The organism is Leptolyngbya sp. FACHB-261 (assembly GCF_014696065.1).
Taxonomy (GTDB): Bacteria; Cyanobacteriota; Cyanobacteriia; order FACHB-261; family FACHB-261; genus FACHB-261.
In genome coordinates, this window is record NZ_JACJPL010000027.1 from 469,503 (window position 1) to 487,520 (window position 18,018).

14 protein-coding genes are annotated in these 18,018 nt (G+C 52.7%); 3 read left to right on the forward strand and 11 right to left on the reverse strand.

Annotation, left to right across the window (positions count from 1 at the left end; genetic code table 11):
* Positions 1–48: 48 nt before the first annotated feature.
* Positions 49–1,038, reverse strand: a complete 990-nt coding sequence (locus tag H6F94_RS21775) for a bifunctional riboflavin kinase/FAD synthetase (RefSeq protein WP_190804337.1) — start codon at positions 1,036–1,038, stop codon at positions 49–51.
* 51 nt (positions 1,039–1,089) lie between these two features.
* A complete protein-coding gene (locus H6F94_RS21780; RefSeq protein ID WP_190804338.1) occupies positions 1,090–2,046 on the reverse strand; it encodes an MBL fold metallo-hydrolase in 957 nt (318 codons plus the stop codon).
* A gap of 362 nt (positions 2,047–2,408) precedes the next feature.
* On the opposite strand from H6F94_RS21780, the gene H6F94_RS21785 reads away from it, so the two are divergent.
* Positions 2,409–3,704, forward strand: coding sequence for an AMIN domain-containing protein (locus H6F94_RS21785; RefSeq protein ID WP_190804339.1), 1,296 nt, complete (start codon positions 2,409–2,411; stop codon positions 3,702–3,704).
* 95 nt (positions 3,705–3,799) lie between these two features.
* Here H6F94_RS21785 and H6F94_RS21790 read toward each other — a convergent pair whose 3' ends face one another.
* Positions 3,800–6,058 (reverse strand): GAF domain-containing sensor histidine kinase, encoded by a 2,259-nt coding sequence (locus H6F94_RS21790; protein ID WP_190804340.1) that lies wholly within the window; start codon positions 6,056–6,058, stop codon positions 3,800–3,802.
* A 239-nt stretch (positions 6,059–6,297) separates the two neighbouring features.
* Positions 6,298–8,661: a putative PEP-binding protein gene (locus H6F94_RS21795; RefSeq protein ID WP_190804341.1), complete on the reverse strand. Its 2,364-nt coding sequence runs from the start codon at positions 8,659–8,661 to the stop codon at positions 6,298–6,300.
* A gap of 111 nt (positions 8,662–8,772) precedes the next feature.
* Between H6F94_RS21795 and H6F94_RS21800 the strand changes: the two genes are divergently transcribed.
* Together H6F94_RS21800 and H6F94_RS21805 are read left to right on the forward strand one after the other, a co-directional pair.
* Positions 8,773–9,534: a ComF family protein gene (locus H6F94_RS21800; protein ID WP_190804342.1), complete on the forward strand. Its 762-nt coding sequence runs from the start codon at positions 8,773–8,775 to the stop codon at positions 9,532–9,534.
* A 33-nt stretch (positions 9,535–9,567) separates the two neighbouring features.
* Positions 9,568–11,469: a cation:proton antiporter gene (locus H6F94_RS21805; RefSeq protein ID WP_190804343.1), complete on the forward strand. Its 1,902-nt coding sequence runs from the start codon at positions 9,568–9,570 to the stop codon at positions 11,467–11,469.
* 64 nt (positions 11,470–11,533) lie between these two features.
* Here the strand turns inward: H6F94_RS21805 and H6F94_RS21810 are convergent, their stop codons facing one another.
* The 7 genes from H6F94_RS21810 to H6F94_RS21840 all read right to left on the reverse strand — a co-directional run bounded on the left by H6F94_RS21810 (position 11,534) and on the right by H6F94_RS21840 (position 17,972).
* Positions 11,534–13,333 carry an MGH1-like glycoside hydrolase domain-containing protein gene (locus H6F94_RS21810; RefSeq protein WP_190804344.1) on the reverse strand — a complete coding sequence of 600 codons (1,800 nt, stop codon included), beginning with the start codon at positions 13,331–13,333 and terminating at the stop codon, positions 11,534–11,536.
* A 185-nt stretch (positions 13,334–13,518) separates the two neighbouring features.
* Positions 13,519–13,989, reverse strand: coding sequence for a TolB family protein (locus H6F94_RS21815; RefSeq protein WP_242041324.1), 471 nt, complete (start codon positions 13,987–13,989; stop codon positions 13,519–13,521).
* 46 nt (positions 13,990–14,035) lie between these two features.
* Positions 14,036–14,569, reverse strand: a complete 534-nt coding sequence (locus H6F94_RS21820; protein WP_313949349.1) for a TolB family protein — start codon at positions 14,567–14,569, stop codon at positions 14,036–14,038.
* A gap of 4 nt (positions 14,570–14,573) precedes the next feature.
* Entirely contained in the window at positions 14,574–15,110 is a 537-nt protein-coding gene (locus H6F94_RS21825) for a TolB family protein (RefSeq protein ID WP_190804346.1), read from the reverse strand.
* Positions 15,094–16,008 carry a Ycf66 family protein gene (locus H6F94_RS21830; RefSeq protein WP_190804347.1) on the reverse strand — a complete coding sequence of 305 codons (915 nt, stop codon included), beginning with the start codon at positions 16,006–16,008 and terminating at the stop codon, positions 15,094–15,096. Before H6F94_RS21830 ends, H6F94_RS21825 begins: the two co-directional genes overlap by 17 nt.
* A 119-nt stretch (positions 16,009–16,127) precedes the next feature.
* Positions 16,128–16,256 carry a photosystem II reaction center X protein gene (gene psbX, locus H6F94_RS21835; RefSeq protein ID WP_190804348.1) on the reverse strand — a complete coding sequence of 43 codons (129 nt, stop codon included), beginning with the start codon at positions 16,254–16,256 and terminating at the stop codon, positions 16,128–16,130.
* Between the two features lie 120 nt (positions 16,257–16,376).
* On the reverse strand, positions 16,377–17,972 hold the full coding sequence (locus H6F94_RS21840; RefSeq protein WP_190804349.1) for a S8 family serine peptidase: 1,596 nt from the start codon (positions 17,970–17,972) through the stop codon (positions 16,377–16,379).
* Positions 17,973–18,018 lie beyond the last annotated feature (46 nt).

The window sequence follows — 18,018 nt, forward strand, 5'->3', positions numbered from 1 at the left end:
AGGGGGTTCAAACGGCTTTACCGGTCTGTGTACAGCTTTAGTTCTCAGCTAGTAAGCCGGTTCTTGAAAATAACTCAGAGCTGCTTCCCGGTCTAGCGCAATCTGCTGCTTCAGAGCTTCTAGGGAGTCGAATTTCTGTTCAGGTCGCAAAAACCTCTCTAAGTCCACGCTCAGCAAGGAGCCGTATAGGTCCCCAGACCAATTCAGCAGATGCACTTCAACTGTACGAGTCATACCGTTGACGGTGGGGCGAGTTCCAATATTCATTACGGCAACAGCAGACGGGTTGCCAGCTCGACCCAGAGCCAAATCTGCAGCCAGTGAATCCTCTGCCGAGAGAGCCTTACTTAGCCAAGTGGCACGGACGCAATAAACGCCGTCCCGAGGCAGAAATTTGCGCTCTGGCACTTGCAGGTTAGCAGTTGGAAATCCCAAGGTCCGGCCCAGTTGTTGGCCTTGAACCACCCGTCCAGTCAAGCAGTAGGGACGTCCTAGCAAGCGTCGTGCCTCATCAACCTCCCCTGCCAGCAGACAGGCCCGCACTCGAGAACTACTAACTCGCTCTCCTTCGCAAGCCAGCTCCGGCACTACGACCACCTCAATCCCTAAGGAACTAGACCAGCGTCGCAAATCTTCAACTGTTCCTGCTCGACGGTGACCAAACCGGAAGTTAAAGCCGACACTAACCCGTTGTGCCCTGAGTTGCTCACGCAAAATTCGTTCTAAAAATTCTTGTGGGCTCAGAGCTGCCAACTCTACATCAAATGGCAGGAGCATCAATTGCTCAATTCCCCAGCTTTTCAGGCAAGCTGCTTTCTCAGGTAACGGCGTCAGCAACGGACGTACAGTTCCGCTGAAAAACTCTTGGGGGTGGGGCGCAAAGGAGAGAACCGTAGGAACAAGAGATTCGCCAGCCGTAGCTTGAGGCTGCAATACAGGCTGAATCACCTGATAATGCCCCCGATGCAAGCCATCAAAATTACCGAGGGCGACAGCAGTCGGTGTACGCGTACTTGCAGTCGAAGAGGTTACTAACACGCTTTACATTTTGCCACAGTCCAGGAGTCAAACCTGCCCTACCTAGCCAGTTCAGGCAGGAACGTTGAGGTCTGCGCTCAAAGACAAATTTGCACAGGATACGGCATCCAGAACCATGCCCTCACGGGCGACAACTGAACTGGGAAATTGCACTCGGGCCTCTTCGCCGACTCGGTCCATGAACCGGTCATCATGAACTGGATCATGATGAAAAATCACTAGGGTACGCACCTCAGCTGCTTTAGCGACCTTGACGGCCTCCTGCCAGGTCGAGTGTCCCCAGCCCACCTTGCTGGATTTGGGGTCGTGGTACTCCTCGTCGGTATAAGTAGCGTCGTAAATCAGAATATCGGCCTGATGAGCCAGACGCACTACATTCTCATCTAGACGGTCCAAGTAGTGCTCAGTATCAGTAACGTAGGCAATACTATGGCCCCGCCAATTGACCCGATAGCCTACTGCCTCCCCTGGATGATTGAGACGGGTTGTATCCACTCGGATCTCGCCTAGAGTCAGAGGCACGCCGACCTCAATGTTGTAGAACTTGAGTTCTGAACCCATGACCTGGAGAGGAACCGGGAAATTGGGGTGCAGCATTTGGTCGTTCAGCCGCTGTTCAATCGTGGCTCCGTTGGGAGCAACAGCACTGTAAATATGAAAGCAGTTACCAGGCGTGAAAGCAGGCGTGAAAAAGGGAAAGCCCTGAATATGGTCCCAGTGGCTGTGGGTAAAAAACAACTTCGCCTCTAGGGGCATGTGCTTCAGCAACTCCTGCCCCAAGACCCGTAGACCAGTGCCACCATCAAAGATTAGGCGCTCACCTCCGACCCGCATTTCTACGCAGGGCGTGTTGCCACCATACTCAACCGTATCAACGCCTGGGCAGGCAATGCTTCCTCTGACTCCCCAGAAATGCACTGTAAATCGCTGCTCCTGCGGCCGCTCACTGGCTCGCTCTTGGGGCGGACCGGAGAAACCATCTTTGAGGTTGGACCTGGATCTAGACATGGGTGTGATCACAAGGAAACTCAGGCAACAGGAGAAGGGTCGGGCGGTCGCTCTTCACTGCCCTAGCTGAGAAAGTACCCGTGCTGCTACTAAAAAGCGCTACTAGCTTCGACAATCCTAAAAAAATATGGATTGTTCAGGCGGAACGACCTTAGAATCACGGGCGCACAGGCGAGAACCAATTTTGCTCATCCTGCACAGCGACCACCCTGGAGCTGCACTTCTGCTACTAGCTTACTTGACGCCGCTATTCAAAGATTGTGATACAACTCATTAGCAAACAAGCTCAAAGCCAATATGGCACGAGGGGAGCAGCCTTTTGAGCGCGCGTAAGTGTGAAAACATTGCTGAGGCCGGTCAAGATGCTGGAAAAGTGGCAGTCTCATTTAAGTTGGCTTGTCCTACTGCTGGGCACAAGTATAAATGCTCATCAAGCTCTAGCAGCTGAGTTGGAGGGCTGGCGGTTTGACCCAGCTACCGCACAGCTTGAAATCACGACTGCGGGCAGCACAACGCCTCAATACTTTGTTTTGAGTAGCCCCTTGCGGATCGTGCTAGACCTACCAGACACACAGTTAGGGGCAGTTTCTACTCAGCAACAGTCCTATGAACAAGGGGCTGTGCGTCAAGTTCGGGTAGCTCAATTTCAACCTGGGGTTGCTCGGATCGTTCTAGAGCTGAGTTCAGATGCAGTTTTACAGCCAAGGCAGGTTCAGTTACAGCAATCAGCCGAGAACCGGTGGCTCCTGAAACCTTTACTCACTGCGAATGGTGGGAGCGCAGCTGAATCTGCAGCAGCTGTTTCACCCCGTCCGATTGCTACTCCTTCCTCCTCTCCATCCGCCACCCCACCGGCCAGTTCGCCCTCTCGTGGCAGCAGTTTGCTTGGAGGGTCAGTTTCCATGTTTCCTCTAGAACGTCTCAACGCATCTCCATCGCTCAATTCCTCATCTATAAATCCCTCACCTGTCCCGGCAGCTCCGGTAGTTTCTCCTCCCTCAGCTACAACTGCTCCGGCATCAGGTTCTCCCAGAGCAATGGCCAGAGAAATGGTTAGCGTGCCGCCGCTCAGTTCAATCCCGAACAGTTCGCCTTCTCCTTCCTCGCCTCCAGTGGCAACCCCTAATCAACAGGGTGGGCCAACCAATCGTCCTCTCCAATCTGAACGGCCATCCCAAATGGCCTCCCAGCCTGCGTCTCCGTCTCCCCTTGCCACAGGACTGAACACGTCTGCAGCTGCCAATCCTCATTTGGCATCAACATCACGAAGGACCTTAAGAGTTCGCTACGCCGGAGCAGAAACACTTTCAATTGCCTCAGGGGACACCCGCCCTGGATCCGTACAGCTGGCCGAACCCTTGCTGGATCAAAACGGGGCTGTCCTTGCACCTCAGGGCACAGTTCTCAACGGGGAGTTCCGGCCTGATCAAGATGGCATTCGCTTCGTTTCTCAGAGCTACACGATTAATGGGAAAAATGTACAACTCGTTGCTCAATCTGAGCTTCTGGCACGAGTGCAAAATCCTCAACACAACAACAATGCGGGAGCGTCAGGAACTGGGGCTACTGGAGCCAGCTCAACCTACCTCGCTGCACCCTATATCAACCTAGTTCAACCAAATCAAATTCTTGATTTAAAACCAGTACAGGCTCCTTAGCCTCTATGTCTGCCGTAGCTATAGCCACATCTGTGACCTCCTGTGACATCAGACCTCAAGGCCTACAGGGGCAGGCCCAATTTGAGGGCCGCTCTTTAGAGCATTTCAGGGTCGAACTTGGCCGGATCAGATTTCAACTGAGGTAGACGGAGGGTAAACAGAGTTTGATTCTCATCGCTACTGACTTCGATCGAGCCTTGAATTCGTTTTACCAACTGCTGTACCAAGGCTAGCCCTAACCCAGTACCAGAAGTCGCCCAACGGTTTTGACCTGCAGCACGGCGAAATTTTTCAAAGATGTGAGGTAATTCTTCCGAGGGAATTTGTACGCCAAGATTGCCGATTTTGAGAACAAACTCCTGCTGGTTGCCCTGCACATCTAGCCAGATGTGATTACCATCGGGTGTGTACTTGCAAGCATTGTCTAACAGCTCCACCACAATGCGCTTTAGGCTACTAACCTCAGTAGTTAGCAAAGGTAAGGGGTTAGGCTGCAAGTTCAGTGTGAAAGTTTGGTGGCGACGTTCACTGCTTGCATGAAATAGCGATAGCCAGCGAGGTAGTTGCTCGTTGAGATCTAGGGCATAGGGGCAGAGTGCCTGTCTCCCTGTTTCCAAACGTTGCAGATCTAGTAAATCTTCAACAAGTTCAATCTCCCGTTGACACTCAGTCTCCAGAATCTTCAGGTAGGTATTGAAGCGATCAGGCGATACTTGATGGCTCAGCATCTGAATTGCCAAACGCATACTTGACAGCGGGGTCCTGAGTTCGTGACTGACATTTCCTAAGAAGTCATCTTTGAGATAGTTCAGATGGGTGAGAGCCTCTACCTGAGCACAGGACTGCTGATACAAACGGGCTTGACGAATAGCAATCGCACATTGGGCAGCGATACGGCCAACCAGTTGCACTTCCGATTCCTGGAAGGGTCGTTCTCGACTCTCCTCAAGTACGCTCAGAATCCCTATTAGCCCCTGATCATCTTGAATGGGGTAAACGATTGTGGCTGTGGAATTATGAATTGCCTTAACGATTCGGCCCTTGTTTGCGACAGACGGTGACAACGCTCCCCAAGCGGTACCAACACTCACATACGGTAGCCCCTGCACAATATGTTTCCAAGCATTTTGGGGCCAGTCTCCCGGCTTAAGCACTTGGCCTAAATAAGAAACTCGCTTCCGGTCGGCTTTCTTGCGTAAAGTCGGGTTTAGATATTCATATTGGACTGTAATTTGGTCCAACTTACTGCGGTTCTCTGTATTGTGGTTCTCTGAGCCCCTTGCCTGAGCGGAGGTCAGCAATCCAGCATGACAGGCATCAGCACCTAGAGTTGCACCCAGTTCTTGAACTGCAATCTGCAAAATTTTGGCTTCATCCAAGCTGCTGCGAATCGCGTTGCCCAGCCGCGCTTGCAATTGCTCGTAACGCAGAGCTTGCTCTAGAGCGTGGGTGCGTTCATGCACTCGCTGATCTAGATCTGCATTGCGTACCCTGAGCTGCTGATAAAGCTCAGCTTGAGCAATAGCCATGGCTAGATGATCAGCAACGGCTTGAATTAATTCTGCTTCGTCATCGCTCCACAAACGGACAGCAAGCTGCCCTACGATTAATCGCCCCCAAGTTTTGCCCTCAACCTGGATCGGAGCGGTCATCTCAGCCCGAATTCCCATATCTAGGAGGACTTGGCGAGTTAGGGCAGGGCTACTGGTACGGGTGAGATCACAGCTACGCAAAACGTGGGTAGGCGCAGCTTGTTGAGCAACCTCTGGAAAGAGTTGATGAAAGGGATGCACACTGATATCTAACTCAGTAGGACTGCACACTCCCTCAGCAGCGTAGCGATGCACCATCCGCAGACTACCGTCTTCCTGGCGGAGTAAAATGCCACAAAAATCTGCATTGAAAGCCTCAGCAATTGCACGAGCACTCTGCTCCCAGATAGTGCCTAGGTCCAGACTGCGACGAATCTGGGCAATCAGATGGCCCAACAGTGTCTCGCGAGCGGCAATTTTTCGCGCCTGCTCGTTAGGAACTGATGTGACAGGTTGAGGCAGGACCGCTAACAAAGCATCTGCAGCTGCCAATTGGTCTGGCATTTTATCGGCGCGAGCCAAATCAAGTAGGGCTTGAGCTAAGGCCGCTTTGAGAGTAGCCTGTTGCGTCTTCTCTTCAGCGATCAGTTCCGAACCTGGATAGCTCTCCACGATTTGGTCAGCAATGCAGCAAATGGTCCGGGTGAGATCACTGGGACTGTGGGCTGGATACATCTGGGAAACATGATAGACGCGGGACTGGGTAGGTCCCTGCAGTTCCTGGGACTGATAAAACTCGGCTAGCATGCCTTCGAGATCCATTGTGCGGCACCGTTAACTTGGGCACCTCAGCACTCCTGCTTAGACTCACAGAGGTGGTTGTTCAAATATAGGAATCCCTATTCGGACCCGAGTTGACCAGATTTTGCGAAAACTGATTGGCAAAAACTGAGGAGCTAAACTGGAGCGCGAACCAAAGGATTAATGCGGTTGAGCCAGGGGTTTCTTTCACCTCAGCAGAATTTCTGATGCCATTGTCGATGCCATTGTCGATACCAGTGTTATTGCCGCCGGGCCGCCTCTATCAGGAGCCGTTGTTCTGCTTGAGCTAGAGACCAGCGTCCCTGCTCTAAATTCGCAGGCTCCACGCAAATTGCAGTGATACCCCAGCGGACCAAATCATCCAACAATTCAGGTGAGTGGAGAAACGGATCCCCACAAATATGACAGGGGAGCTTCAATTGCCGGGCTTGTTTTATCAGTTGTTGCACCGCAGCCACTACCGCTGGATTAGTACTATCGAAGCGTTGAGCTAGACGGGGCTGATCTCGATCAATGCCCAATAGCAATTGGGTCAGATCATTTGTGCCAACGGTGATTCCTTGAACGCCAGCTTGTACAAAGTCTGGCAAGGCAAAGATCACAGCAGGAACCTCAGCCATGATCCACAGCTCGAACCCTGGGGTTTCGAACAGTCCCAGCTCTCGCACCAAATCCCGGGCAAACTTAAATTCTTTGACGGTGCGCACAAACGGTAAGAGCAGCCGTAGGTGGTGGTAGCCTGACTGTTGCAGCTGTCGCAGGGCTTGCAATTCCAGCTTGAATAGAGCTGGGTCGTCCTGGTATCGGACGACTCCTCGCCAGCCTAATGCTGGGTTGAGTTCTAGCATTTCGTAGTCAGCACCTCCTACCAACTGTCGCAATTCGCAGGAGCGCAGATCGAGTGAACGGTAGAACACGGGCCGGGGTGCAAAAGCTGCCAGAAAAGGTTGTATGCCAGCCACTAGCCGCGCTACTAGTTCTGGCTGCCGGGCTGATTGCAACCATGCGTACGGATGCTTATGCTCTAATGCCTGCAATATCAGCAATTCTGAGCGCAGCAGGCCCACCCCCTCCGAGGGTAAAGCGGCCATCTGAGCGGCTAAATGGCTTTGACTTAAGCTAAGCAGCAAGCGAGTACCTGTTACCGGCATTGCCGTAACCGTTGTTAGAGCCGTTGTCACAGCTGTTGTTGTATCGGGGGGCAAGATCCCCTGTCCGTTATGACTGCTGCTATGAAGGTTATGAGCCAAACCAGCATTGTTTAAGCGGCTTACTGTGCCAGCATTACCATCCAGCATGAGTAATTCTCCATCCTGAATTAGGTCTGTGGCTGAGTGAACACCGACGACGGTTGGAATGCCCAGCTCCCGAGCCAGGATTGCAGCGTGACTAGCAAGACCTGCGTCCTCAACCACTAGACCCGCACACTGGCTAATCACTGGCAACCAGTCTGGAGTAACAGCAGTAGTTACCAGAATTTCACCCGGTTGCGGTTGTAGGAGTTCCTGTTTTAGAACTCTGGCTTGTCCCTGCACTTGGCCCTTAACTACACCCACACCAGTCAAGCTAGAACCGAGAATGTTAGAGGATAAAGGAAAGCCAACCTGGAGCTTGATCTGCTCGTTCTCGTCATTTTCGAACATCTCGCCATTGGCCTGAAGCAGAACGATAGTGTTGTCTAGAGTTAATACCCATTCCAAGTGCAAGGTGTTGTCTAAAGCAAGCTTGAGCTGGGCGGACACTTTTTGGCTCCAGAACTGTAGGTCTTCAAGAACCTCTAGAGTCAGGGGTTTCAAGATTGCCTCTACAGGTCGTATGGCCGCTACACCAGGTCGTTGCTCTGGAGAGAATTCGTAGTAGCGGAACTGTAACCCTGGCCGCCAATCTACAGTTCTACGTCTAGGATCAAACTGGTGGTAGACCGGGATTGCCTCACCTCGGCTAGCCGCAATACCTTGGCCACGGATTGCCCATACCTTCAAGAGTTGAGAAGTTTCAGCTTCGGATTTAACTTTCCAGTGACACCAACCGGTTGCTAAAGCTGGAAGGACAGGCTGCACTAACACCGTCATCGCCAGGTCAGCAACTTTGATTCCGCGTTGTTGCCAGTAGAACAAACTGCGAGCACTGAACAACGAAGCCCAGAGTTGCCGTAATTTGGTCTCGAATTGGCTGTCTTGGGATTGTTCTATCGTCGCCCTGAATGGAACTAAAGCATATTGAGCAGGCAATAAACCTAAGGGCAAGCAGACATTGTTGCCTAGACCTGGACGCAGGATTAGATCTGAAGTTTGGAGTTGGGCAATGCTCTCTTGGAGGGTAGTAATTAGCGGCTGTGGAAGGCTTAAGTTTATTTGGATGGAGCGGCGTATTTGGTGGGCAGCCTCCTGTAGAGGACGCCCTAATTCAATTGCTTGACTTGCTTGTAAGGGCTCTGGCCAGCCAATAGTCTGAATTGCTTCCCGATAAGCTGAAGCCCCAATGATGAAACCGTTAGGAACTGGATATCCCGCTTGTTGAAGCTGACTCAGATTAAACGCCTTGCTACCAACTTCTGGCAAGTCGTCAGGCTGAAGTTGGTTGAGCCAGGACAAATAACCCACGGCTGGGACGGCTAGGGACTTTCTGATTTTAGGCGTCTCGCCAGCCTAGTCTTCCGGCACGATGATTCCTAATCCTGCGTCAATTCAAGCGGCATGGGGAACCTTGCCAGTATGAAAAAATACTTACACCAACTCTGGCAGGGTTGCCTGGGAACAGTTCTGCAACCTGAGTGCTCGCTCTGTCAACGCCCAGCAACAGCAACAGGCTGGTGTAGTAACTGTCTGACTGCCCTACAGCATTGTCGCTTCTCAACCGTGGACCAGATGCAGGTTGTAGAGCCACCTCCAGCAGGTCTAGCAGAAGGCATGGTACTCGACTCATTGTCGGTTTTCGCCTGGGGACATTATGGTGGAGCCCTTAAACGTAGCCTCACTACTTTGAAGTACCAACAGAAGCCCCATCTAGCCCTAGCCTTGGGCTTCTGGTTAGGTCAAAGCTGGCACAGTCAGTTGCTATTAGAACAGCCGTTGCGGTCACGCGCACCGATTGTTGTTCCCATTCCTCTAAGCCAAGAGAAGCTCAAACTACGCGGTTTTAACCAAGCTGAGCGACTGGCTCAAGGCTTCTGCCGCTGGACAGGTTTACGTTTGCACCCTCAAGCGCTGCAACGGGTCCGGAATACAGAGGCCCAATTTCGTCTTTCTGCGGCTGAACGGGCGGCTAACCTATCCCGTGCCTTTGCAGTCGGCAACGTTAGCCCTGGAACAGCCGTACTGCTACTGGACGACATCTACACCACTGGTGCAACAGTATGGGCTGCGGTCGAGGCCTTTGCGCAACGAGGCATACCAACGGTTGGAGTGGTTGTCATGGCCCGCCCAACATCAGCGCCTTCTTACACCAACGCAAAGCCTAATGCGACCATGAGCTAGACTCACTAACGAACCAGCCCTGTGCTCTTGCCTATGGATGGCTCCTTTGTGCTCACCCTACTGATTGTCATCACAGTTGTGGCTGGCATCAGTGCGCAGGTTCTGGCAGATTTTTGTCGGGTGCCTAGCATTGTCTTTTTGTTGCTGTTCGGAGTTCTGCTGGGTCCCGACGGCTTCGATGTGGTGCATCCACAGTTGCTGGGTCTGGGTTTAGAGGTCGTAGTCTCTCTATCCGTAGCTCTGATTCTGTTTGAGGGTGGGCTTAACCTGCAACTACGCGAGCTGGGCTGGGTGTCAGGTAGCCTGCAAAATTTGGTCACGATTGGCACCTTAATCACCTTGCTCGGTGGGGGTGCGGCTGCCCATTGGCTCGGTGAATTTCCCTGGCCTGTGGCGTTTCTCTATGCATCTTTGGTAGTTGTCACAGGACCAACCGTCATCAATCCAATCCTTAAGCAGATTGGGGTAGGCCGACGGGTAAAAACGCTGCTGGAAGGTGAGGGCGTCCTGATTGATCCGGTCGGTGCAATCCTAGCGGTTGTCGTCTTAGACATTGTCCTCAATGGCGATGCTGAGCCACGGTCTATCATTACCGGACTGGGGCTGCGTCTAGGGATTGGTGCGGGAATTGGTGCGATCGGAGGGTGGCTGCTAGCGCAAATTCTCAAGTACGCCAAATTTCTCTCCGACGAACTGAAGAACTTGGTAGTTCTAGCTGGATTGTGGGGATTGTTTGGGCTGGCCCAGACGCTACAGAGCGAGTCTGGTCTGATGACAGCGGTGGCTGCGGGTATGGCCGTACAGGCAGCAGCAGTACCGGAGGAGCGCCTACTGCGGCGCTTCAAGGGTCAGTTAACGACTCTGGCAATTTCGATTCTATTTATCCTGCTAGCTGCTGATCTATCAATTGATAGCGTTTTCGCTTTGGGCTGGGGTGGGGTTCTGACGGTGTTGAGCTTAATGCTGCTAGTCCGACCCCTAAACATTTGGATTTGTACTTGGGACAGTGGCTTGAACTGGCGGCAGAAGGCTTTTATGGCTTGGGTGGCACCGCGAGGGATTGTGTCAGCTTCTGTCTCCTCAGTGTTCTCGATTTTGTTAACTGAGCGTGGCATCAATGGTGGAGATGCTATCAAAGCTCTGGTCTTTCTCACCATTGCCATGACCGTAGTTCTCCAAGGCTTGACAGCGAAGTGGGTGGCGAGGTGGCTACGTCTTGATGTCAGTGAAGCGCGGGGAGCAGTCATTGTTGGCAGTCATGCCTTGGGGCGGCTGGTAGCCCATCTATTTCAGGACCGAGGCGAGTCAGTCGTGCTACTAGACACCAATCCCGAGTACTGCCGTCAGGCTCAAGCTGAGAACCTGCGCGTGATTCTCAGCAGTGGTTTAGATGTTGCAGCTCTGGAGAAGGCAGGCTTAGCTTCAGTGGGAACCTTTGTAGCGATCACAAGCAACGCGGAAGTCAATCTGATGGTTGCTGAGCGAGCCGCAGAAGAGTTCCGACCGCCTCGGGTACTGGCTGCTTACCCCCGTGAGGAGACAATCTCGAAAGGTGCTTCAACCACTTCTGAGATTGCTCAGGCCTTTTTGCCTCAGGTACATGTCAAAGCCTGGAACCAATACCTCAGCACAGGCGAAGCTCGCTTGGGGGAGACCATTCTGCGTGAAGCTGAATTTGAAAACCAGCAGGCAGATTTACAAGCTATGACAGCAGCAGGTGAACTTTTGCCCCTACTCCTGCTACGGTCTGGAAACCTACAAATCGTGCCTGCAGACTTAGCTTGGGAACCGAGCGACCGGCTAATTTATTTGCTGCATGTCCCCCGTTTGGAACTGGTAAGCAGCCTGCAGAACCCAGTGGTCAACGGCATAGAAGCGGTATCAGGTTTACCCCTGGGAGTGCCTCTCCCAGAAAGGGTGACCAAAGCGCCCTAGTTCTCCACAGAGGCAGAGCTTACGCAAACACGCCGTCCAAGCAACCCCCTATGCAACTAAACAGCTAGTAACACTCCACGGCTACTAACTGATTGAAAACAGCTTGGGGTAGGAAAGACGGACGGCGGTCTATATCCATTGCTGGGCAGCCTCCTTGGCGAGTGAGGCCAGGCGCATCTTCAGGAATATATTCACGAGCACTGTAGAACGTGTTGGGAATCTCTAGGCCGGGCAGCGAGAAGATATTTTCTGGAGCACCGTAGCACTGAGCTACTCGCAGCAAGTCAACCCGCATGCTCTCAAAGGCTTCTTTCAGCCGTTGCAGTTTCCAAGCTTCTAACCCGCGTGGAGGCTGAGCAATAAAGTCTCGCACGATCTGGTAGAGCTGCTGCTGCTGAAACACCCAACCTTTAGGGCCCCGCCAGTAGCGTAAAGGGTCGTAGAGGGGATCAGCTGGATCGGCACTCAAAATTAGCGATTCAAAGCAAATTTGCTCTCCATGCTGGAACAGAGGTCCGTCTAGGATGTCGATCAGGCGATCAACTGCCTCTAAGCCAGTAATGAATTGTCCGTACAGGGGGCCAAGTACCTGAGGCGTTAAGCCTTCTAAGAAATTCTGCTGATGCCAGTCGAATGCAAGCCAAGGCTGATGACCATCGCCGCGGGTCCAGATATGCATTGCATTTTTCTGGGTTTCAGTGACGTACTGGTTGAGCCGATCAACCATCTCCAGGTTGTGAAGCGCCTTGGCAATTTCTAAAGCCTGCCGTTGGCTACGCTGCAGAATCCCCGTCGCCTGAGGATCCACAACCCAAATGGGATAACCGAACTCTCGCAGGTTGGCCTGAAGTAACTGCCAAGATGTCTCGGGGAGATAGCCCTCATGGTCCCGTTGCGACAAGTAGGACCAAACATTATCAGTGATACTCTCGCTGTTGAGGCTGAAGGTTGGCCAAGCCTTAAGCTGGCTCATCACCTCTTCACGGCTCACTTCCCCTAAACGGGCTCGGTTGTAGAGCGTATCCACCCGTTGCATTTGGCGTACGATGCCCATGGCCTGGTTGTAGAAAGGCGGCTCAGGCCGGACACGAGGATTAGCTCGTCCAGCCAAGACGTTATAGCCGCCCTCTTCAGTGCGCAGAACTGTTACATCTTTACGCTGCTCCTCTGCTGTCTCATCCCAAAGATCGGGGGTGATTCGCTCTTCCAGTAGACGCAGAACCGGTGGCGAGTTGTCCCAACCATTAGCCCAAGGATGGGTCTGCACAAATAGGCCGTTGTAGCGTTTGCCTGGAGCGCGGTGGAAATAACCCAAGGCCTGCACAACTTCTAGCAGGCGTTGGTTGAGCCATTGGCTAAAGGCCAGAGTGCGTTCACCATCATGTAGAGCCCGGTGAGCGCGATCCAATGCACACAAAGTTTCACCGTGATGGGGCGGCTGATTGATGGAACTAGTGCGGATGCCAATGCGGGACTGAGCAGGGTGCCAGTAGTCAGGCCCTGGAAAGTAGGTGACCCACTCATCAGGCAAATCCTGAAAAAATACAATGTGGGGCAGCATACCATCACTGTGCATCGCCCACATATGAGTTTCGAAAATCTGACAGAGCACGCGCAAGCGCGACAGCAGAAAAGAACGAGGGACTGGGTAATTGCGTTCTGCTAAAGCCCGGATGACGTCTGCCTGGTATTTCACCACCAAGGCTGTATCGTGGTTCCACTCGTAGGGATACAAAATCCGATCGGGTGATATCGCAATGTAAGTGAGTTCACTTTCGCGATGAAAGACAAGGAAAATACCACGATCAACAGAATCAAAACCTTGACGAACAATTTCGGCGAGCAGTTGACGGCTAAATCTCATGCCAGACCCACAGTAAAGACGATTGTAATCAAAGGTGCAGCTACATTCGTACAGTCATCTATTCATAGCACCGGTCGTTAGGCCAAGGCCTACCAACTCAGCATCCTCACGGTGTCTTAATGGAGTAGCTTGATACGTTGTCACGTCTCCGTAACGCAGTTCCCTTAAGGCAAATTTAAATAGCGTTATGGTGAAGTGCTTGGAGCTGGTAGCTGATCCAGTTCAATATCAGGGCCCCGGTCCACGAGTTCGATGTGCCATTGCCCCAATCGGTTGGATTCGAAAGCGACATAGCGCCCATCAGCACTGATAGTGGGATGGCGAACTGAACCAGTTAAGTAAAGAGTTAAGTTGTCCAGTGTGCGCTGCTGTCGGTCGTAGACCCAAATATCAGAACGGCCTCGCTCATCAGTGACGTAAGCAATATAGCGAGCAGTAGCACTAATGCTTGGTTGGTCCTGCGAGGAATCCAAACGATTGAGGTCAGCCAGAGGCAGCATCCGGCGATTGCTTACGTCGTAGAGAAACACATCGCGGCTGGCATTACGGTCAGAGGCAAAAGCTAAATATTGGCCATTGGCACTGTAAGACGGGGACTCATCTGGAGCTTGGCTATTAATGCCAGCACCCCCGATTTCAGGCGGCGGCGTGAACACGCGAAAGGGCTCACAGCTACTCAGCAGTGAGGCTAACAACAGCAATTTAGCGGGGAGCCAATGGCAGGTTCTCAAGAGGTTGCCCTGTGGCGCGGTTGTAGACCAGAATATCCCACTGCCCACCAACACTAGACTCAAAGGCGATGGTACTGCCATCAGCACTGATCGTCGGGTTGCGCACATCGCTGTTAAGGCCTTGAGTCAAATTCTGGAGTTGCTGAGTCTCACGATTGTAGAGATAAATGCCAGCCCGTCCCTGCCGGTTGGCAGCAAAAACTAACCACTTAGCATCAGCAGAGGCGACTGGATGCGAGGTTAGGCTATCTAAACCATTCAATCCTGGCATTTCCAACAAGCGTTGATTCTGGTTGTCGTAGAGAAACACATCACGGCTGCCCTTGCGATCGGATGTGAATAGAACAAAACGCCCTTCAGGACCTATCTGAGGATTTTCGTCAGCATAGGTGCTGTTGAGACCACTGCCTGAAGGGTCAACGTTAGGACCCAAAAAGCGGGGGTAACCCGAGCAACCTGCTAGTAGGAGTGGCAACAGTAACCAAAATTGAGAAGCGCGGATCACGGCGTTAGCTGGGGGAGCGAGCAGGGGTATCCAGTTCAATATCAGGGCCCCGGTCGATCACCTCAATATCCCACTGACCACGACGGCTAGTTTCAAAGGTAATGTAACGACCTTCAGGGCTGATTGAGGGATGGCGAACCCAGCCGTCATAAGTTGCGGTCAGGCTAACAGCTCTCTGGATTTGCCGATCGTAGAGATAAACCTCGGGCCGACCTCGAATAATGCTGGTGTACACCAAATAGCGGGCACTTGCACTCAGACTTGGACTCTCGGGCATCAAGCTCAGTTCGCGCAGATGGGGCAAATTGACGAACTGCTGAGCTTGCAGGTCATACAGCAAAATTTCCTGACGCTGGTTTCGTTCTGAAATCAGAGCCAGGAAACGGCCGTCTGCACTGAGAGTTGGCTGTGTGTCGGCATAGCGACTGTTAAGAGAAGAGCGTGGGCCAGTTACTGGGTTGCCGCCGCAGCTAGTTAGCAGGAGGAGAGCTACGACGGCTGAGTAACCCAGTTGCCAGTAAGGTCTATTCGTCGTCCTCATCGTAGTGGGGGCGGCGCGGCCTATCTTCCTCAAAGTCTTGTTCACCGCCAAAGTCTTCATCCACGTCAATATCGATCGGACGGGTTGGTTCTACTTCGCGATTGGGACGAGGGCGACTATTGCGAGGACGTTGAGGCGGTAGGTCATCTCGTTGGTCCCACTCATCTCGTCTGTCATCTCGGTCTTCTGAGATAGGTGGCGTAGGAGGCTCGTTAATCTCGACATCAATATCAGTTAGTTCTGGCTCGACAGGACGCGGACGGCGGGGTCGAGTGGGGCCGGGGGAGCCACCATCGCCAGTCGGTGGCCTTCTGCCACTACCAGCGGGGCGACGAGAGGTCGGCACATCAGACACCTCCCCATCAACGGGGCGAGGACGGCGGCGGGGTGGTGCATCGGTTACTTCCCCTTCTACCGGACGAGGACGACGGCGACGGGGAGGCGTGTCACCGGCTAACTGAGCAGGACGGCTGTAGCGGTCAACATCATCTTCGTCCGCACTGCGGATCGGACGAGGAGAACGACGGCGGGTCGGTTCATCAAAGCGACGGGTATCGTCTAAATCCACCTTGTAACTGCGGCGGATTGGCGGATCATCCTCAATGATCGGTTCACTGCGTCGCGCCTGAACGGTTGCAATCTGACGTAGCCGTAGAGTCTCAAAAATAAAAAAGCCGGCTGTGCCAGCCATCAAAACTTGACCGAACCAGAGGATTGGATCCAATCGCCAACCTTGCCACATCAGAATTAGACCTGAGAGGCCACTAGCCGCCGAAAACACAATGTCGTAATCGCGCGAGACGTCTGGCTTAAAAGTCCGCACGAAATAAAAGCCAATGCTAGCCAGCAGTACAGCCAGTCCCAAAATGAACTGGTAGTTGAACTGAACGTTAACCATTTCCCGCCTCCTACGTAAGGCCCATTCTAACCAAATTCGGAAGGGCCCCTGGGCCATTCAAAACAGGAACCCCGACCAAGGCCGAGGCTCCTGAGTTTAAAGCTGCATCGCCTAACGGCTTAGATGCGGCTGCTTCTTTTAACTTTGTCCTTTTGGCTAATAAAAATCAAACCAACAGTTGCGGGGATCAAAACAACAACAGCCCCTGCAAGCAGGCTAAGCAAGAAATTGGCTAGAGACGGTGTCATATCAACCAGCTCCTAAGAAAAGTAAAGTATTGCTACAGACTCCAATTATGGAGACTATCACAAATTGCTCGTTTACTACCGGGTCTCGCTCAAGGCTTGGGATCAGTTGCCAAGCCAAGTTTAGGGTGAGGTTGCGGGTAGCCCCCACCAAGCCAACGCGTAGGATTGCTTCGGCTGGTTCACAGTTTGGCGCAGCACCACCCTCAGCTTGTACCGACCGTTTTGAGGCACCTTGAAAAAGATGTGTTCAACACTGTCTTCTGGACTGATCGAGGCAGCAACGCTACCGGCGGAATCGGTAGCATCGGCAGGCATCAAGTAGAGATCCAGGTTATTAAGACCCTCATTTTGGAAGTTTTCGCCGACATCGTACTCGCCATTGCCATTTTTGTCATTTAGGGTAACCAAACGGTCCCAGGCTAGGCTGGCGGAGACAAAAGTCCCAGCTTTCAAGGGCTGCTCGATTACGTAGTCTTGAGATTTCGTGTTGTTGTCTACCAAGTTGTAATCCCAACCGATTGCTGGCACAGCTGCACTTGGCCCATACTGACCCGGTTTAAACTGTTCAAATGCCCGATAGGCATTGAGTTGACCGGTACCTAACTCCATATCTAAAGGAATGGCTGGATCGCGGTAAGCATCAGAGCTGAGCCAGTCCTGTCCCCCTTTATCGAGAATCGTGCGGCTCATACCTAATAAAGACCCATCTCCCGGATCCTTTTCCTTTTCCGCCGAGTTCATGAGCACCACTTTCATCAGCTCATGGCGCCGAGCTGCCAAGCTCCAGTGGTTGGCACCCGCAGAAATTTGAGCATCGCCATACTGTTGCAGCAGGGCTACGGTGCTAGTGACGTGGGGAGCCGCAAAACTGGTGCCACTGCTGACTGTGCGCGAACCATTGAGAGTCGTCAGGGTAATGCCTGCACCGGGGGCCACTAAATCAACGCTACGCCGTGGGCCAACAGCATCCTCACGGCCCACCAAATTGGCCCGGTGCAAACGCTTAAACAAGCCACCAACCGCTTCTGTGAAAGCAATATCAACGCCGTTGTAGTTATCTGTAGGCAGGGGGATACCGCCATCACCCTGATTGCCAGCGATCGCATAGAGCACATTGTGAACTCGGGCGGACCAGTCAACACATTGGGTTAACAGTGAATTGCCATCCAGGCTAGCGTTGGGTCTCGGGTCGCGCTCTAAGGTTTCACCAAAGCTGAAATTAATTGCCCTCACATCATTGCCGTTCTGAAGGGCAACCTGCTGCGCTGATAGACAAGCTTGAGGTTGGATACTCTCACGACGCCCTGAACCCAACCCAAAAGCTGAAGAATAAAGTCGAGCTTGAGGGGCTACCCCTCGAAATAGCTTGTCAATGCTGATCATCACACCCGCCACGCTCTCAGCGTGTTCCTCAATGTTTTCATTGCGTCCAGTCGGACGATCTCGATAAAACAACCGGGCTGGCACAATATCCAAATTCTGGCCAGAAACTTTGTCAGTATTGCGTTGCCCTGGCCGACCAGGCTCAACCTGACCGATCGCGATTTTACGACCTGTGAGATTGTAGGGCGGTAACTGCAACCGTAACGCGTCAATGCCATTAGGGCCTGCGGAGGAATCAGGCCTGAGCGCCAGCGCGGGGGTTGCCAGCAGCGCAGCACTCATGGCTCCCCAGAGGCAAAACCAGGAACGGGCGGAGTAGAGCTTGGCAGACATAGGGTATTGGATTGTCCTGTAGTCGGTGAATGAGCTTGGTTAGGCC

Bases quoted from the DNA above. Each gene is read 5' to 3' on its own strand.
- H6F94_RS21780 (WP_190804338.1), bottom strand. From the start codon at position 2,046: ATGTCTAGATCCAGGTCCAACCTCAAAGATGGTTTCTCCGGTCCGCCC.
- H6F94_RS21785 (WP_190804339.1), top strand. From the start codon at position 2,409: ATGCTGGAAAAGTGGCAGTCTCATTTAAGTTGGCTTGTCCTACTGCTG.
- H6F94_RS21790 (WP_190804340.1), bottom strand. From the start codon at position 6,058: ATGGATCTCGAAGGCATGCTAGCCGAGTTTTATCAGTCCCAGGAACTG.
- H6F94_RS21800 (WP_190804342.1), top strand. From the start codon at position 8,773: ATGAAAAAATACTTACACCAACTCTGGCAGGGTTGCCTGGGAACAGTT.
- H6F94_RS21805 (WP_190804343.1), top strand. From the start codon at position 9,568: ATGGATGGCTCCTTTGTGCTCACCCTACTGATTGTCATCACAGTTGTG.
- H6F94_RS21810 (WP_190804344.1), bottom strand. From the start codon at position 13,333: ATGAGATTTAGCCGTCAACTGCTCGCCGAAATTGTTCGTCAAGGTTTT.
- H6F94_RS21825 (WP_190804346.1), bottom strand. From the start codon at position 15,110: ATGAGGACGACGAATAGACCTTACTGGCAACTGGGTTACTCAGCCGTC.
- H6F94_RS21830 (WP_190804347.1), bottom strand. From the start codon at position 16,008: ATGGTTAACGTTCAGTTCAACTACCAGTTCATTTTGGGACTGGCTGTA.
- psbX (WP_190804348.1), bottom strand. From the start codon at position 16,256: ATGACACCGTCTCTAGCCAATTTCTTGCTTAGCCTGCTTGCAGGGGCT.
- H6F94_RS21840 (WP_190804349.1), bottom strand. From the start codon at position 17,972: ATGTCTGCCAAGCTCTACTCCGCCCGTTCCTGGTTTTGCCTCTGGGGA.